Annotated in this window: 13 protein-coding genes; 8 read left to right on the forward strand and 5 right to left on the reverse strand. The window is 42.3% G+C overall.

Features of this window, described 5'->3' with window-relative positions; all coding sequences use genetic code 11:
- Positions 1–6 precede the first annotated feature (6 nt).
- The 5 genes from flgK to LEP1GSC050_RS11855 all read left to right on the forward strand — a co-directional run bounded on the left by flgK (position 7) and on the right by LEP1GSC050_RS11855 (position 4,867).
- On the forward strand, positions 7–1,917 hold the full coding sequence (gene flgK / locus LEP1GSC050_RS11835; RefSeq protein WP_010571424.1) for a flagellar hook-associated protein FlgK: 1,911 nt from the start codon (positions 7–9) through the stop codon (positions 1,915–1,917).
- A gap of 35 nt (positions 1,918–1,952) precedes the next feature.
- Complete coding sequence (locus tag LEP1GSC050_RS11840) at positions 1,953–3,218, forward strand: flagellar hook-associated protein 3 (protein WP_010571425.1); 1,266 nt, start codon at positions 1,953–1,955, stop codon at positions 3,216–3,218.
- Positions 3,219–3,321: 103 nt separating this feature from the next.
- Entirely contained in the window at positions 3,322–3,771 is a 450-nt protein-coding gene (gene fliW, locus LEP1GSC050_RS11845) for a flagellar assembly protein FliW (protein ID WP_010571426.1), read from the forward strand.
- Positions 3,772–4,032 (forward strand): carbon storage regulator CsrA, encoded by a 261-nt coding sequence (gene csrA / locus LEP1GSC050_RS11850; RefSeq protein ID WP_010571427.1) that lies wholly within the window; start codon positions 3,772–3,774, stop codon positions 4,030–4,032.
- A complete protein-coding gene (locus tag LEP1GSC050_RS11855; protein WP_010571428.1) occupies positions 3,983–4,867 on the forward strand; it encodes an SHOCT domain-containing protein in 885 nt (294 codons plus the stop codon). Before csrA ends, LEP1GSC050_RS11855 begins: the two co-directional genes overlap by 50 nt.
- A 255-nt stretch (positions 4,868–5,122) precedes the next feature.
- Here LEP1GSC050_RS11855 and LEP1GSC050_RS11860 read toward each other — a convergent pair whose 3' ends face one another.
- The 3 genes from LEP1GSC050_RS11860 to LEP1GSC050_RS11870 all read right to left on the reverse strand — a co-directional run bounded on the left by LEP1GSC050_RS11860 (position 5,123) and on the right by LEP1GSC050_RS11870 (position 9,794).
- Positions 5,123–5,806: an SIMPL domain-containing protein gene (locus tag LEP1GSC050_RS11860; RefSeq protein WP_040911649.1), complete on the reverse strand. Its 684-nt coding sequence runs from the start codon at positions 5,804–5,806 to the stop codon at positions 5,123–5,125.
- 123 nt (positions 5,807–5,929) lie between these two features.
- On the reverse strand, positions 5,930–6,820 hold the full coding sequence (locus LEP1GSC050_RS11865; protein WP_010571430.1) for a M48 family metallopeptidase: 891 nt from the start codon (positions 6,818–6,820) through the stop codon (positions 5,930–5,932).
- Positions 6,810–9,794, reverse strand: a complete 2,985-nt coding sequence (locus LEP1GSC050_RS11870; protein ID WP_010571431.1) for a DUF2339 domain-containing protein — start codon at positions 9,792–9,794, stop codon at positions 6,810–6,812. The genes LEP1GSC050_RS11865 and LEP1GSC050_RS11870 overlap by 11 nt, the downstream gene beginning before the upstream one ends.
- Before the next feature lie 285 nt (positions 9,795–10,079).
- On the opposite strand from LEP1GSC050_RS11870, the gene LEP1GSC050_RS11875 reads away from it, so the two are divergent.
- From LEP1GSC050_RS11875 to LEP1GSC050_RS11885, 3 genes are read left to right on the forward strand one after another with little or no spacing between them, the layout of a single operon-like run.
- Complete coding sequence (locus tag LEP1GSC050_RS11875; protein ID WP_020987400.1) at positions 10,080–14,033, forward strand: PAS domain-containing sensor histidine kinase; 3,954 nt, start codon at positions 10,080–10,082, stop codon at positions 14,031–14,033.
- A gap of 50 nt (positions 14,034–14,083) precedes the next feature.
- Entirely contained in the window at positions 14,084–15,436 is a 1,353-nt protein-coding gene (locus tag LEP1GSC050_RS11880) for an alkaline phosphatase D family protein (RefSeq protein WP_010571434.1), read from the forward strand.
- Complete coding sequence (locus tag LEP1GSC050_RS11885) at positions 15,433–16,254, forward strand: alpha/beta hydrolase (RefSeq protein WP_010571435.1); 822 nt, start codon at positions 15,433–15,435, stop codon at positions 16,252–16,254. Before LEP1GSC050_RS11880 ends, LEP1GSC050_RS11885 begins: the two co-directional genes overlap by 4 nt.
- Here the strand turns inward: LEP1GSC050_RS11885 and mtnP are convergent, their stop codons facing one another.
- Together mtnP and LEP1GSC050_RS11895 are read right to left on the reverse strand one after the other, a co-directional pair.
- A complete protein-coding gene (gene mtnP, locus LEP1GSC050_RS11890) occupies positions 16,255–17,118 on the reverse strand; it encodes an S-methyl-5'-thioadenosine phosphorylase (RefSeq protein WP_010571436.1) in 864 nt (287 codons plus the stop codon). It abuts the gene before it with no gap.
- 216 nt (positions 17,119–17,334) lie between these two features.
- A complete protein-coding gene (locus LEP1GSC050_RS11895) occupies positions 17,335–18,126 on the reverse strand; it encodes a cobalamin-binding protein (RefSeq protein WP_010571437.1) in 792 nt (263 codons plus the stop codon).
- Between the last annotated feature and the right edge of the window lie 5 nt (positions 18,127–18,131).

Here is an 18,131-nt window from a genome sequence, read left to right on the forward strand (position 1 = left end):
AAATTTATGGGATCAACATTCTCCGGACTCGAAATCGGTAAAAGAGGTTTAACGGCCCACCAGCAAGCTCTGCAAACGACGGGGCATAATATTTCTAACGCCGATAATAAGCACTATTCTCGCCAAAGAGTCGTAATGCAAGCGACGGATCCCTTGTACGAACCTTCTTTAAATAGAGCCAATCTTCCGGGCCAGATCGGACAGGGCGTCGAGATTGCCTCCATCGAGCGAGTAAGAGACAACTTTATCGATGATCGAATCATAGAAACCTCGGGCGTAAAAGATTATTGGGCGGCTAAAAACGAATATCTTTATCAAACTGAAACGATCTTTAACGAACCGAACGGAACGACTCTTCGTACTTTAATGGATAAATTCTGGTCTTCATGGGAAGAATTGTCCAATTATCCGGAAGACAACGCTCATCGATCCGTGGTTCTCGAGAAGGCCCAAGGACTCGGAAGCCGAATGGAGGACGTCTATCGTAAGCTCACCCAGCTGCGAGACCAATCCAATCGTGAAATTGAATCGCATGCTTTGCATCTGAACGTAATCGCGGAAAATATCCGTACTCTAAATGAAAGAATCTCGAAATCGGAAGCATTAGGAGATAGACCCAACGACCTCTACGATAAACGAGATTCGTTATTGCAGGAATTATCAGGATTAACGGATATCACTATCGGAAGAAGCGACGAAGACGAATTGATGGTCTTTATCGGCCAACAAATTCTAGTTCAGGGCGGAAAAGCGAGTAAGATAGATGTCCTAGGTAATCCTTCGAAAGACGGTTTGCTGGATCTATACTGGCAAACAACCGGCGATCCGGTACTCCTTCGCAAAGGTCGCCTCCAAGGATTGATAGAAGTTCGGGATAAAGTCTTAAGAGAAAAAATCGACCAAGTAGATGCACTCGCAGTTAACGTTATGGATGTCATTAACGAGATTCATAAGGACGGATTCGGTGTTAATGGAAATACGAATCAAAATTTCTTTGATATTCGTTCCTTGGCTCTTAATACGTTTGGAGAATACGATTCCGACGGTGACGGCCAAAATGATATCACCGCAGTCTTTAGAGCTACCGGAAAGAATACACTCGATCCGGATAGACCGATCGGCATCGGAGGAACACTGACTTTCCATCGTCCCGATGAGAAAGAAACACAAGTGTTGGTTCCTTACTCAGCGAATGATACTTTAAGCGGTATCATTAAGAGAATTAACGCTTCGAAAGTCGGGGTCGTCGCATATATGAACCATGACAACCAGCTCGCTCTTAAAGCGACTGTTGCAGAGGATTCCCCTAAAAAGAATTTTATTCTCCGTCATTTGGAAGATTCGGGCGATTTGTTAGTAGGATTGACCGGGATACTCATGGCTTCAGGACCGACGGGAGCTTATGACTATAAACGATTAGGGGAAATAACAAAACTTCAATCGAAACCGGAAGACATTACTCTATCTCCGCACTTTCATCCTTCTTCTCATTTTAGAATCAACGAGCAAATCGCTAATAATGTCGCTAATATTGCCGCAGCTCGGGGAAAAGATGTGGGAGGAACCGGAGATTATAATTCTCCCGGCGGACATAAGGACGGACGCAACGCGTTATTAGTTGCCTCCGCACTAAGAAATAATCCGGTCATGGTGGATTATTCCAAGACTACGGATGATTTTTATAACTCACTCATATCAAAGTTAGGCACCGAAGCGAGAGAAGCGAAGCAGGAATGGGGAATTCAAACAGACCTAATGACGGAACTCGAAAACATGAGGCAATCGGTCATGGGAGTCAGTCTCGACGAAGAGATGGCCAATATGGTTCAATTCCAGCATTCCTATAATGCTTCAGCTAAGATGATCAATACCATGAACGAAATTCTGGATACGATCATCAATCGATTAGGCGCATAAACTTCCGCGAGGAATAGCAAGGAGGCGAAGCCATGATGCGGATCACGAACATGATGCAAAACAACACACTGGTTAGGACGCTAAATCGTCATCAGGTCGCTTTAGATGAAACCCAAAACCAGTTAGGAACAGGACAGCGTATTAAAACGCCGTCCGATGATCCCGGTCGAGCTACGAACCAAATGTTTTTTCGTTCTCGTATAAACGAATTGGAAACATTCCAAGCGAATATCGACGACGGATTCGGCAGGCTTCAACAAATCGACGGTGAGTTGGATAGGATTGGAAATCTTTTTCAAAGAGCCAGAGTTCTTGCAGTCCAGGCTTCCAACGGCATTTACCAAGGCGATAAGGGATTTGAATTGGAAGTCGCGGTCGGTAAGGAAATCGACGAGCTGCTCAGAGCCCTTGTAGATATCGCAAACACTCGGGACGCGACAGGACGTCCCCTTTTCGGAGGACACGTAATTGAACGTCCACCGTTCGAACCCATCGAATCGAAAATCAAAGGTTTACAAGGTCTTGAATTAAAGAATCAGTATATCGGCGTGGAATATCGCGGCGATATCGGCGAGCAGATTCGCGAAATTGAAAAGGGCGAATACATTCCAGTAACGATTCCCGGAAATAAAGTTTTCTGGGGAACGAATATGAGCGTTACAAGCCGTGTGGACAATTCCGGTTACGTAGCCGTTTCGGATCAGAAATTTAAGATCGACGGTACGGAAATTCAAGTTTCTGCCGGCGATACGATCGACGATATTATCGATAAAATTAATAATGCGCCTATCGAAGTTAAGGCCAATAAACTCGCTCAGGATAATATTAGCTTAAGCTCGACAGCCCCTCACCAAATTTGGCTGGAAGATACCGACGGTGGAACGGTTCTTCGTGACATCGGACTGATCGATTCGGCAAATTCCGAACCGCCTAATAATTATAGCAAATCCGCCACCGTTACCGGACTTTCAATTTTTGATGTGCTTATACAATTCAGAAACGATCTGATTCAGAAAGATCAGGAAAGGATTTCGGGTCGAGACATTCAAGACTTGGACTTGGCATTGGAAAACGTACTCCGCTATCGCGCAATTACGGGCGCGAGAATGAATCGGATGGAAGAACATTCTCAAAGGGTCGAATTCGATAAGTCTTACATGACGGAACTCCTCGCCAAGAACGAAGGCATAGATTTCCCTGAGACGATTATGAATCTAAAGTGGTTGGAAACGATTCATCAATATGCGTTGAATGTAGGTTCTAAAATTATTAAGCCTACTCTGATGGACTTCCTCAGATAGGATGTAGGATTTCACGGTATGCTTCAGGAATTCTCCTTGTAGGCATGCCGGAAACGGTTAAACTAATGACGGTCTCCCAGTAGGGTCCGTAAAAAGGTCGGTTATGGTCGAAATCCAAAGCAAACCCTTCGGAAAAATTCGAGTATCGGAGCAGCAAATGATTCGCTTTCCGGAAGGATTACTCGGTTTTGCGGGATATAAAAACTTCGCATTAATCGAAGAAGAAGAAGAATCAGTATTTAAATGGTTGCAGTCGATCGACGAAGTGGAACTCGCTTTTGTGGTCATCCCCCCTTCCCTGTTCAAGAAAGAATATTTGCCTGCGTTGACCGTGGAGGAGCTTTCTCAAATTGATCTAAAGGAAGTTTCGGAAGCCCTAATTCTAGTAATCGTCACGATTCCCGGCGATGATCCGGCATCTATGACTGCGAATTTACAAGGTCCGATTTTGATAAATAAAGTCACCTTAACGGGTAGACAATTCATTTCAAGAAACGAAGTTCATTCCGTTCGAGAAAAGATTCTTGAAAGCGCTACCGTGGAGATGTCCTAAGTGCTCGTACTTGCCAGAAGAACTAATGAATCAATCATTATCGGCGATGACATAGAAATTGTAATCGTGGATATTAAGGGAGACCAGGTTAAGATCGGAGTAAAAGCTCCGAAAGAGGTTTCCGTACATAGAGCGGAAGTGTACCGTGAAATACAGGCTGAAAATAGAAAAGCCGCCGGTACTAAAATCAAGCCTGAGGAACTTGGAAAAATTGGAAATATCCTTAAGAAAGGCGACACCAATAAAAAAGATCGCTCTTAAAGTCTTCTTTTTCATTTTAATTTTCTGCGTCGGAGTCGACTGTCTCTCCAACCAAAAAAAAGGGATGGCATCCGTATCGGATTCAGTCGTTTTCTTCTACATTCATAAAAGCCCCGAAACTCCGATATTTCTCGAACCTGAAACTTGGTTACCGATTGCATCTTCAATACTCAACGGAGTCCATTTCGATGAAGATGAAAAAGCGGAATTCACTCGTCGTTGGCAAAACCTGTTCAAATATATCGGAGTTTCCGATTCGTTAGTCGGAGCGAAAGAACTAGTTCGATTATTTTCGGAAGATGAAGTAAGCAAGCTAGCGGAATTGCTGTACAAAGCCGAGCGGGAAATACCGGACGGTACACCGAAAGGATATCAAGTAATTTTAAAGAGAGAAGATCCGATCCGACCGGGTCTGCGGATTCGAAGAACAATTTTCTACATTCATAATAATGCGAATTGTTTAGTTTTAGATTTCGGAGAAATCGGTCAAGTCGTCGATTTTCAAACTACATATACTCTCCGGGATTGGATTCTATATCCAATTCAAGAACCGATCACCTCGTCCAGAAACGAAGTCTTCCTTTCCGAAATACGCCCGGCAGGCCTCGAATATTCAAGTAACTTAGTTACAAACCAAAAAAATCAAAATCGAATTTGCGTGCGTCCGTTATTCTGGACAGCAAAATTACCTGACGGTAAGACTTCTTCAAACCCGCAAAAAACGACGAAAGGGACAGAGGAGCGTTTAAAAGTCTTAAAAGAATTATTGGAAAAACGGCTTATTACCAGAGAAGAATACGAACGTAAGAAAGCGGAAATTTTAAAAGATTTGTGATTCGCTTAACAAAATTCTAGGCAAATTCGGTGATAACCTCGGTTCGAACATATTCCTGATTGGAATAGAAAATTTTTTCAAAAGACCGGAGCGACCCCTTACGGGGTCGCTCACGTAGTGAGAATAGTGAAGAGAATTGGATATATGTTAACCGAGGGTTCGGCTTTCGCTTGGCACTCAGGTAACATTCCTTAAGTACCATATACCGAAAACCAGACTGCTGGACACAGTTTTTTCAAGAAAATTGCAGATTTTTTAATAAGAAATTCTCAAAGTTACTCTTGCTTCGGAGTATATCATACCTCCCTCCGTAGGTAAATTGACCCTTTCCTTAGTCATACCTCGTAACTGTTGCTGTGACAAGGTATTTGGATTTCCCGCATCAGCCTGTACTTCTATGATTTCCTTAGCCTTCAACCCCAAGGCCGAAAGAACTGCGTCGGATTTTTGACGAGCATCCTGTGCCGCCTCTTGCAACGCTTGAAGGGACGCTTTCTGATCATTCTCTTGAGTAGGAAAAAAACGAAGTCCGAAGATATGGTTGGCTTCGAATTTTGCGCATTCATCTAAGATTTTTCCTGCATCATTAATCGAAACCCTAATGGAAACATAATTTAGAGCTCTATAACCCCTTGTTTCGCGAGCAGAAGAGGATTTAGAATATTCATGAACAGGGATTATTCGGATTCCCTCGGTTTGCAGACCGATAGTTTTGTATGCTTTCAGCACTCGAACCAGTTCATCGGATTTTTTGGAGGTCTTCAAGTGCGCTTCTTCGGCAGTCGTAGCCTCGGATTCTATTCCCACTTTAATTTCGGAAATCTCCGCAGGCATTCCGACTTTCGCAAAACCTGTTATCGTAATTACGTGGGGATCTTGAGCAAACAAAAAAGTCGTGCTAAAAAAAAGAGGGAGAATCGAGTGTAACGATTTATTCATACCGCGGCCTTTGCTATGACCGAAGTACATGGAAGAAAATTTCCAACCTGAAAGGAAAGTTTTTTGATTCCGACAGCAAAAGTTTTCCAAAGAGAAAGATCGATGCCTTAAATGTCGGCCTTTCTAATCTCTTTTTATAAATTCATCCTCGTATTCCGATTCGAACTTACTTGTTCGGTTTGACAGGTTTTTTTCGCCGACATAATACATTCCTGCTTCCTGTTTCTTTGCCTTCTCCCGAAACTTTTCGGAACGAAGGTCCAAGTATGGATGCGTCATAAAATATTCCCCTATCGGAGATTCCTGACGCTCGATTCCACCCGACGATTCCTTTAGTCTTTGAAACGTGCGTCCCATAGCAAACGGATCGTACCCCTCTCGGAGCAGGATCTTATACCCGTATTCGTCGGATTCGCCTTCCTGATTTTTGCTGAAAGAAGGTCGTAGTAAAATCCCGGTCGCGATATCTGCAAGCTCGCCCAACGTTGAAGATCCGATTTTGCGACTTAATAATTCGAAACGAACTCCATCCATGCAATGTGAAAGTTCCACATGGCCGATTTCATGTCCCAATACCGCTACCAACTCTGCTTCGGATTTAACGGAAGTTAGTAGCCCTGACGTCACGAATAGAATACCGCCCGGCATTGCAAAAGCGTTGGCCTGAGAAGTTTCCATAATTAGAATCCTATAATTGAATCCCTTTTTATTCCACGCTGTAAGTTTTGCTATTAGTCCTTGCAAGTACGCTAAATCTTTTGGGTTTTCCGTACTTCCGTAATTTTCATATCTACTTGCAATCGCATCACCTAGTTGCTTTTCATCTATATTGTCGATCGGAAGAACCTTGGTAAACGCCCTGTCTAAAGTTTTTACCGGTTTTCCTAGCAGTTGAAATGCAGGCGCTAATGTTACCGACTTTTCCACGCCGACTTTGTTAACGGCAACCGCGAGTCCTAAGACTAGACCGAAAACAACCAATAAAATTAACGCGTAGAATCTCTTATTTGGCATTCGGTTCCTTTCCTTCCGCATTTCTGTATTTGCTATAAATCGTATTCATTAAGATCAAAATTCCACCGACTCCAAGAAAGACAAGCGCCCTGGTAATCGTAGATGATTTGGAAAGGTCCCAAAAGATTAGTCTGAGTAGGCAAATTACCATTGCAGATAACGAAACATATCGGAAATGGTTTTCTTTAAGAAATAACCCGACAAGAAAAACAACGAAGACTTCCGTCATCCATAGCAACGTTAAGAACGCAGTGTCAAAGCTCCAAAAAAGAAACAAAGCGACGGTTAAGAATAACGGATAGAAGATGAGAATATTAATTTTAGTCTGAATTTTTTCGGCTAAACGGTTAATAGTTCCCGGAAATCCTTCCTGCTCTCCTCTTTGAAACGACGGGTGAGTATAAATCATAATAAGGTATGCCGTCTGAAAAAATAAGGATATCAAACCGCCGACCCATTCCTGGTCTGTCCAGAAAGACGACGGCGTCGTATTGGAACTGGATAGAAAAGCAGTATGAATGCACGAAATCCAAAAAAGGGTCAGGGAATAAAAGTGGAACCTATCTATGATTGAAATTCGTCGACTCAGGAGTTCAGTAACGAATGCCAGCAAGATCCAAGCTACAGGTAACCAATTACTAGGAATTTCGAGCGCTAAAGCAATGATACCTGTTAGAAGAGAAAGTTCCCAAAAAAGAGGGATTATTCTTCGGCTAATTCCGATATCTCCTCCTTTTCCTAAAACGGAAGTATTTGCCCAATACAGAAAAACTCCGATTGCAAAGATTTGAATTAAAAGTCTGACTTTGAATATTCCGATATAAATTTCGGATTGAAGATGAACTAAAATATGAGCACCGATAAAGAGTCCGACAAAAGTTAACGCAAATCCACCCCATACGATCCTCGAATTAACAAGACTCTTACGCCAATCGGAAATCCAAACCGGAGATTTCGCCGAAACTAATGAGTAAAATTCCAAATAAAAGACGGAGAAGAGCAGCCAGATGATTCCAGGTAAGATGGGCGATACCGGCCCTGCAATTAACAAAATTTGTATTATGATATGTAAAGATAATACGGCTGCACCTGGCTGCGATAGGTACACCGAAACTCCATCATTTCGATTAATTTTCGATAAGGGAATGGCAAACAGACAAAATACGATCAGTGGAATATCCCGAACGAGTTGTTCCCAAGGGTCCGAGTTTCTTGCCGCATAGATAACCAGAGAATGAATTGCAATAGTAAACGGAAATAAACCGATACCTAACCCGTTCCAGTTAGTCTTTTGTCGTAGAAGCAATAAAAGAATTCCGAAAACGGGAAAAAAATATTCTACACCCTTTATATCGGCGCATTGATAGCATAAAGCAGAGGCAAGAAACCCGGAAAGAATTCCCGAAGGCGATACTTTCATAGCGTCCGAAAAACCGTAAATATCGTCCCAGGAATCGGCTTGTCGGGAATATCGAATCGAATCGATAGCTTGGACTACAAAGGTAAGAAAGATTATGCTAAGCGTAGCAGAAATATTTCTCCAAGAACTAAGATTCTGCATTTGCTCGGCCAAAGACCATAAAATAACTAAATATGATAAAAAGGAAAAGTGAAGAAGCGCTCCGCCAATCCATCGTAGAAGTTCTTCCTTCTCTTCGGATACGGCGATAAAAAATAGCAGAAAAAGTACGCTTACGATCAAGGTAATCGATAAATACCCCATCTCCCATCGACCGAGGAACACTACACCTAGAAATGCGATTCCCAAGGAAACTAATGTATCGGTAATGTAAAGCCAACGAATTCCGATTTTGCGCGCCCTTCGAGCATGCAAAAAAAGTAATAATGATATAAGAATAAGGATCGGCGCATTCCATTTCGATCCGGTGGAATATAAGGCGAATCCGAGACCTACGCTCAACCAGGAAACGAAATGAGTGATGAACGGAAGGATTTCCAGTTTTTCCGCAGCATACACTTTTCGATAATGAACCAACAAAGACATTAGTCCTACGAGACCGGTCCCGGTAAGCCCGAAAATGCGGGCCATCGATTCGTATTCTCCCTCGGATGAAATGATATGATTTTTAAAAAGAAAATTGACGACTAGGAAAGAAGCAACCGTCTGAAGAAGATGATATTCCCATTTCGCTTTATACGATAAGGCGGCGCTAAAAACCGCAACACCTACTCCGACGCAAAATACTAAGTTTGTAGAAGGTAAGATGGCAAGAGCCAGCAGGCTCAAAACGATATGTAAGCTGGCGAATCTCTGTAAGGATGCAAACCAAGCTAACGATAAATTTATCGTTATTCCACCTAGCACAATAACGAGCGCTAGAATCTCATTTTCGATCCATTTCATTCCGGGCAAAGAAGCGGCGCCGACGCATGCAAATAGAACAACTGCACCTGAAGCGCTTTTTAGCCAGTATGAGATTTGTTTCCAAAATTCTTTAGTAAATAGATAGAGTGAAGCGGCATATAATCCCGCCCCTATCCCCAAAACCATCAGGAACCGGAGTAACGGTGAAACCTTTAAAGCTGCATATATAGCTAAAAATCCCACCCCCATGACTAAAATGATAGTCCCGAGTATTCCCGTCCAATTCTGGGCCACTATCTTTTCGACTTTTTCCCAAGTCTGAGATTTCACCGGATTTTTCTTAGGAGACAGGAGTGATTCTTGAGGCAATGATTCTTGAATCGATGCGACGGGTTTTCTCTTAGCCTCGGAAACGACCCGCTCTTTTGCCGGCAATACTATCGATTCCTTTGTTGAAATCGGTTTTTCGTCCGGAATTCGGTCCCTTTCACGTACAGGAGGCTTTGAAGGTAATTCGAGCTCTTTAATTCTATCTTCGAGCTGGCGGACTTTTTCTTTTAGCTCCGTTACTCTTGAACCTAATATAAAGGGGTAAATTAAGAAAAAAATCAGAACTATAAACGCGATGAAACCGAAAAATTCTAACATTGAGTTCTCGATTAAAGACTATCGCTTCGAGGCTGTAAATTTATTTTTTCATCGAAATGGAAGTCAGAAATGTCGGAACTAGCCGAGAACGCGTACAAAATCGACAGATTTTATCTATTCACCGATAAAGGATGAAATTCTACGTTAGATAAACCCCCGTAATAATACGAACTAGTTGATAATGATTTTCAGAAAAGGCTTTTAGACTTCCGAAAAAATGATTTTGATTATGCTATAGATTGTTATTTTTTAGCCTTCTAGTATATTCGTATCGGAAATAGTGAATTGAATCCTCGCTTCTTAGAATCAGAATTTCTTTTGCAAATTTTCGAATCTTGTCGAGAGGGAATCGTTATAGCCGATTCCGAAGGAGCGATTTTCGATGCGAATGATTCTTTTTTAAAACTTACCGGCTATACCCGATCGACACTAAGATCCCTGAATGTCTGGCAATTGACTGCCGATCGTTGGAGATCCATCGAAGCCGATACGATCAAAGAACAACTCATTCCGAACGGTTACACCGAAGAATATGAAAAGGAAATCGTTCGCAAAGATAAAACATTAGTTTCCGTGTCGGTAAAAATGTATTACTTAACCGAATCTCGAGGAGCAAGGAAAGTAATCTGGGGAACATTTAGAGATATAACCCAAAAAAAAACAAGGGATGAATTAAATTCCCAAAATTATCGAAAAACCAAAGAAAGCTGGGAAGCACTCAAACGAATTTTTGACCTAAATCCTCTCCCAATGAGCATATCGGAAATAGATTCCGGAAAACTAATAGATGTCAACACACGATTCGAAGAAGAAGTCGGGTACACTTACGACGAGCTATTAGGTAAAACGACCGTAGAATTGCAGATTTGGAAGGATGTCGATACGCGCACTCGAACAATGAAAGTGATTCGAGAGAAAGGTTGGATAAATAACCTAGAACTTTTATTTAGAAGAAAATCAGGAGAAGAGTTTTGGGGACTTTTTTCCGCGCAGATCATAGAATACAAAGGGTCGACGGTTCTTCTCACAATCACGGCTCCGATCTCCGATCGGATCAAGGAAGACCGGGAAAAGAGAAAGCTATTAGAAGATATTCAGGAAAAACAGGAAATCCTTGATCAAATCATTCGTCTTAACCCTTCGGCTATCACGCTTTCGAAAGCTGATGGAACCTACCTAGAAGCAAACGATCTTTTTCTCGAATACGTCGGAAAAACTAAGGAAGAAACTTTAGGCAAAACCCCCGTTGAATTAGGCGTCTACTACGACTTGACGGATCGAGCAAGGGTTCTCGAAGGCTTACGAACCGCAGGTATCGTAAGAAACCTTGAAATCACCATGAAAACAGCCGAAGGAAAGATTCGGTCCATTTTATTTTCAGCCAGAATATTGGAATCCAAAGGAGAAAAGAAAATACTAGCGATCGGCCATGATATCTCCGATATCAAAGAATCTCGGGAAAGACTCGAATCATTAGCGAAAGAGTTGGAAAAAAGCCGAGAGTTATTTCAAAAATTATTTCAACTAATCCCTTCAGGAGTTGTGCTTACCGATTGGGAAACTAGACGCATTATAGATGCAAATGAACGATATTTGGAATTGATTCAGTTTTCCCGTGACGCGGTAATCGGCAAGACAACTCCTGAATTACATATATGGGATTTAGATCCGGAATTTAGATCCTACGTTTACGATTCTTTAAAAACGAAAAACGAAGTCGCAAGTATGGAAACCGTATTTAAAGCCTCGGACGGCACTCCGATACCTGTTTTATATTCCGGTCGTATGGTAACTCTCAACGGGCGTCCGCACGTCATCTCAGTAAGTACTGACATCTCCGAAAGAAAAAAGGCCGAAGAAGAAGCAAAAAGATTAAACGAAGAGATACTATATAATAAGGATCTATTCGAACGTATATTCCAACTAAATCCCGCCGCAGTCTCTTTATCCGATTTAGAAACGGGAGTTTACCAGCAGGTAAACCAATCTTACTGCGAGCTGATAGGATACACGAGAGAACAGATTATCGGAAAGTCCTCTCTCGAGCTTGGAATTTGGCAAAAGAACATCGATCGTAAAACGTTACTGGCCGAACTCAAGGAGAAGGGATGGACGGGCAGCATCGAGGCCACCATACTTCATTCCGACGGTACACAGCGAAAAGTGTTATCGGGTAACCGAGTTTTCAGAATGAATGATCGACAGATGCTACTCGCCCTACTGATCGATATTACTGAAAAGAAAAAAATCGAGGCGGAAAGAGACGAATATTTTGCCCAACTAGAGGAGAGTAAAGAACTCTTCGAACGCGTATTCGAGATGAATCCGGATACTATCACGATTTCCGATCTAACAACGGGAACCTATATCAGTGTAAACGAAAGATTTACTGAAATGCTACAGTATCCGAAAGAGGATGCTATCGGAAACACGTCCGTCGAGTTGGGAATATGGCCGAGCGACGTTCGCAATAAGATCGTTGAAACGTTAAGCGAAAAAGGAGTCATGAGGGATTTCGACGTTCAACTTACTCGTAAAGACGGCTCCAAAGTCGATGCCAGCTTTTCGGCGCGGATCATCAATTTAGGAAAATCTCCCTCGTTGATTGCGATCACTCGCGACATTACTCTATCTAAAGCCGCTGCGATGGAAAAAGAAGAACAGGCTCAAAGACTGTCGATGCAGGCAAAAGCGTTTCTAGAAATGACGAGAGATCCCGAATTCGTTTCAGGAAGTTTAGAAGCTGCTGCAAAAAAAATCTCGAAAATGGCTTCTGAAACGCTGGATTGCGACCGAGCCTCGATCTGGATTTTTGATAAAGGAAGTGAGGAAATTTGGACATTAATCGCCGGCTGGGATAGAGGAAGTAACAGATTCCTTGAAAGCATGTCCGTACGATTATCGGATTATCCTAGTTACTTCGAAGCTATAAAGGCGGCAAGGTTCCTGGACATTAAAGACGCAGCCAACGACCCGCGTACGAAAGAATTCGCCGATATTTATTGTACTCCTTTAAACATCACCTCACTCCTAAACGCACCCGTATTCTTAAGAGGTAGGATTAAAGGAGTCGTTCGTCTGGACCATCGGGGAAAGTTGCGGGAATGGAAAGGATACGAATCGCAGTTCGCAGTTACGGTAACCGAACAAGTCACCCAACTTTTGCTGAACGCGGAAAGGAATGAAGCGAAAGAAGAATTGGAAAAAGCGGTCACTATTCGAACTTCCGAGCTCGCTTCAGCATTGGATAATCTTCGTAAAACCCAGGATCAACTTATCCTTTCGGAGAAAATGGCCGCATTAGGGCAATTAGTTGCCGGAATCGCCCACGAGATAAACAATCCTTTAGGTGCGATATCCGCATTAAGCGGCGAACTAAAAGCCTATCTAAATTCTTCGGCAGATAGACTTGAAAAATTGGGAATAATGCTCTCTTCCGCAAATTCGCTCCTTATTCATAATCTTTCAAATTTTATCCGATGTGGTTTAGAAAGCAAAGAATCGCAGCTTACCAGAGAAGAGCGAAGAATCATCTTAAAAGATATTAAAAATAATCTCACAGAAATCGGTTTCGAAAATGCCTACGATCTAGCGGATAGAATAATGGATATAGGTCTTCAAACTGCCCTAAAGGAATTTCCGGACCTGTTCGGCGACCCATCCAATTACCCGCTTCTTGATTTTGCAATCGAGGAAATCCAAACTTTCAAGAATGTAACTTCGATTCGTTTAGCCGTGGATCGAACTTCAAAAATAGTCTATGCATTAAAGAATTATGCACATATCGATTTCGGCGGGAGAAAAGTAGAAACGGATCTAGTAGAGAATATCGAAACCGTCTTGACCATTTATCATAATCAAATGAAGAACGGAGTCGAAATTGAATTGGATTTTCCGATTCGGCCTAAAGTGCCCGCTTTTCCCGACGATTTGTTACAGGTTTGGACAAACCTTATTTACAATTCGTTACAAGCAATGAACTTCAAAGGTAAGATTAGGATTTCCATTCGCGAATCCAACGACGACGTGACAGTTTCCATATGGGACAACGGCCCCGGAATTCCTGCCGAAGTAAAAGCAAAGATCTTCGATCCATTCTTTACGACAAAAGGTCCCGGCGAAGGTAGCGGACTGGGGCTTGATATATCTAGAAGAATCATACTTAAGCATAGTGGTCGCATCGAACTCGATTCGAAACCGGGAGAAACGACGTTTAAAGTAATCCTTCCTAGAAGCTAAAAATTCGTTTTTAGTTTGATCCTGTTTAAGGTTCGAATGAAATTCAAATTATGAAAAGGTCGTCTTCGAATTGCGTTATTATAGCAGTCATTTTATCGCTAGTTTCTTTTACATTTCTTTTCGGAAAAAATAAAGTTAGAGTAGAAAGCAAACTCCCCGCTATCTTATCCGGCCCGATGGTCGGATATTCCACCCATAAGGAAGTAAAACTCTGGGTACAAACAAAAATTCCGGCAAAAGTCTATGTAGAATATTTTCCGGTCGGAGAATCGAATCATAAAAAAAAGACCTTAGAAACCACCACCAGACATGATCAGGGAAATGTAGCACATTTACTCGCGGATGAGCTTGAGCCTGGAAAAAAGTATTCTTATTTACTATACGTCGATGGTAATCCGATCGAACCGATAAATAAGCAAGAATTTCGAACCCAACCTATTTGGATCGGAAAACAATCCGGTCCTCCCGATTTTCGCTTCGCGCTCGGAAGTTGTGCTTTCGTAAACGATTCAAAGTACGACACTCAACCCAAAGCTTACGGCGGAGACTACCAAATTTTTCATTCCATCCTCTCGAAGGATCCTGAGTTTATGCTTTGGATGGGAGATAACATTTATTTAAGAGAACCCGACTGGGATTCCCGAACCGGTTTTATTTATCGATACACTCAACAAAGAGCCTTACCGGAACTCCAGCCACTCTTAGCCAGAGTTCATCATTACGCGATACTGGATGACCACGATTGGGGACCGAATGACGGAGATTCGTCTTTTTGGCTGCGCGACACTGCCGAGGAAATGTTTAAACTTTTCTGGGCAAATCCGAACTATGCAAAGAGAGGTTTATACGGATCTTTTACCTGGGGGGACGCCCAATTCTTTCTGCTGGATGACCGAAGCTTTAGAACCGCAAACGACAATAAACTTGGCAAACGGTCTTATTTAGGAGATCGGCAATTGAATTGGCTTATTAATGCATTAATATTCTCTAAATATACCTTTAAATTTGTCGTGGTCGGAGGTCAAGTTCTCAACCCGTTGCAGGTCTTTGAAAATTATTCAACCTATTCCGAAGAAAGGGATCAGTTATTAAATGCGATCAAAAAACAAAAGATTAAGAACGTGATATTCCTGACGGGAGATCGACATTTTACTGAACTGTCGCTGTTGGAAGAAAACGGAGAAGAACCGATCTACGACTTAACCGTTTCTCCTCTGACGTCATCGACCTATCCTCCCATCACGGAAAAAAATCCCTTACGAGTACAAAGTACTTTGATAGATGATAAACGAAATTTTGGAACGATCGAAGTCACCGGTCCCTTAAAAAATCGTAAACTTACGATTCGTATTTATGATTTTGACGGCAAAGAACTTTGGACTAGAGAAATCAACGCGAGATGAGATTGCATTCGATCCTAGGAATTTTCATTTTTATCCTATTTCTTTTACTATTTGGAATAGGATTTCTATTCTACTATAACCAAAGTAAACTTATCTTCTTTCCCGAATCGCTTCCGGAAGATTTTAGATACTCGTTTCAATACCCTTACGAAGAGATTGTGATCGATCTTCCGGACGGGGAGAAAATCTATGCTCTGCATTTTCAGGCATCTCCAAATCCCAAAGGAACGATATTATACTTCCATGGAAATGCGGGTAGTTTACGGACTTGGGGGGCAATTTGCGAAGATATTCTCCCAAACGGCTGGAATCTGCTAATCACCGATTATCGGAGCTATGGGAAAAGTAGGGCAAGATTAACCGAATTAGGAATGTATGAAGATGCAGAACGGTGGTATTCTTATCTTCAAAATCGAATTGGATCTCCTGAAGAGCGGATCATAATTTATGGTCGTTCGATAGGAACTGCAATAGCTGTCAATCTTGCCGCAAAGAAGTCTCCGCGCTCCGTAATATTAGAAACCCCTTATACTACCTTGGCGGATTTAGCGGCAATTTATTATCCGATAATACCTTCTTGGTTACTTTCCTTCAAACTTGATTCGCGTTCGAAAATTTTGAACATCTCATCACCAATTCACATATTCCATGGTACGGAAGACGAGATCATTCCCTTTTCCCAGGGGAATGATCTATATAAAATCGCCATTGAAAGCGGCAAAAAGGTGGAATTGGTTCGAATACAAGGAGGGAGCCACAATGACCTCTCCTTTTTTTCGGAGTACAAACGAGAGTTAAAGCGAATTCTCTCCCTTTAATCAGAAATATTCCGGAAAGAGAACTTTTAGCTTTGCGACAGTATCCGGATTGCGCTTTTCAGGAGCGGTAATGATTGAATATTTAGTACTATTCTTTAAAGTTAAATCGTCTCCATTTCCAATATCGGAAATTAGGACTGATAACAACTTTTTAGCGCTTTCGGCATTTTTACCTAAATTAGCAATTACTAATTCTGCAGTTACAGCTTCTTCGTTCTCTCTCCAGCAATCGTAATCGGTAGACATGCAAATCATCTGGTAAGCTATTTCTGCTTCTCGAGCCAGTTTAGCCTCGGGCAAAACACTCATGTTGATAATGTCCGCGCCCCAGGTGCGATAAAGATGCGATTCGGCTCTCGTGGAAAAAAGAGGACCCTCCATGCAAACCAAAGTTTTACCTTCGTGAATTTGAAGCCCGATTTTAACGGCCGCTTTTTTAATTCGAGCGCTTAAATTCGCCGAGAAAGGATCCGCAAAAGGCGCATGTGCCACGACTCCTTGTCCGAAAAAAGTAGATTCTCGCCCTCTAGTTCGATCGATTATTTGGGAGGGCAGGACGAAATCCAAAGGCTTAATTTCCTCGCGCAGACTTCCAACTGAACTAAATGCAACAATCTCTTCGACACCTAGGATTTTCAAAGCAGCAATGTTCGCTTTCACCGGAACTTCATGGGGCATCAGAAAATGGCCGACACCGTGCCGAGGTAAAAAGGCGATAAGCTTACCCTGTATCTTGCCGATTTTAATTGCGTCCGATGGTTTTCCCCAAGGAGTTTCCGGAAATACTTCTTCCACCAGCTCCATTCCGTCCAAGCTATATAAACCCGTTCCTCCAATGATTGCTGCTTTAACCTTGGTCGACATTCGTTTCTCCTTAACCCGCCGCATGCGGGAATGTGTACTTCCAAACATTCGTTACCGGGGCGGAATGTAAATCGCGACTTGAATTTACGAAGAAGAATGTCGATTTAAAATTTCCGGTTTATCGATGGATCAATTGCAGAGCTAAAGAATCGAAAGTTTGTCTGCCTATCCGAATATGATTTCGAGCTTAAATCGAGGAATGTACTAAGTAATCATCTACGAAAAAGAGGGATCTCTTGCAGAATCGATAATTTTCTCCAGTTCGAGAATTCCAACTTCAAATAAAGCCGGACCCGGTTGAAGAATAATCGCCGGGTCCATTTCAAAAATTCTCCCTTTCCTTATTGCAGAAACTTGCTTCCATTCCTGACGAGTTCGAACCCATTCAAAATCCATCGGCTTCCCGCACCAACACCCGATGAAAATGTCCGGATTCGAGTTCGCAACGTCTTCGAGAGAAATAATCCTGTCTTTTGCCAACGATTTCTCTTTTAAATGTCCAAAGCAATCATTCGCACCGGCAATCTCTATGAGCTCGGAAACCCAGCGAATTCCGGTAATAATCGGTTCATCCCATTCTTGAAAAAAAACTTTCGGACGCGATTTTCCCGCTGCGGCGATTCTAACATTTTCAAGTTTTTGCTTATAACTATTCACTAACGAATCGGCTTCTTTCCCTTTTCCGACCAATCCTGCGACCAGAGAAATCGTTTCAAAAATCTCATCCAACGTTCGTTGATTCGTGATCAGCACGTTTAAACCTTCTTTAATCAAATCATGGGCAAGCTCGGCCTGAATGTCCGAAAACCCGATTACTAGATCCGGTTTCAATTCCGTAATTCGCTTAATATTCCCGCTGATAAAAGCAGAGACTCGCGGTTTTTCATCCTTAGCTTTAAGAGGTCTGACCGTATAAGCCGAAATCCCGACAATTCTATCTTGCTCCCCTAATAGATAGAGGAGCTCGGTCGTTTCCTCGGTCAGACAAACAATTCGTTTCGGACCCATTCGGA

Origin of the sequence: Leptospira broomii serovar Hurstbridge str. 5399, from assembly GCF_000243715.2 — a bacterium.
Taxonomy (GTDB): Bacteria; Spirochaetota; Leptospiria; order Leptospirales; family Leptospiraceae; genus Leptospira_B; species Leptospira_B broomii.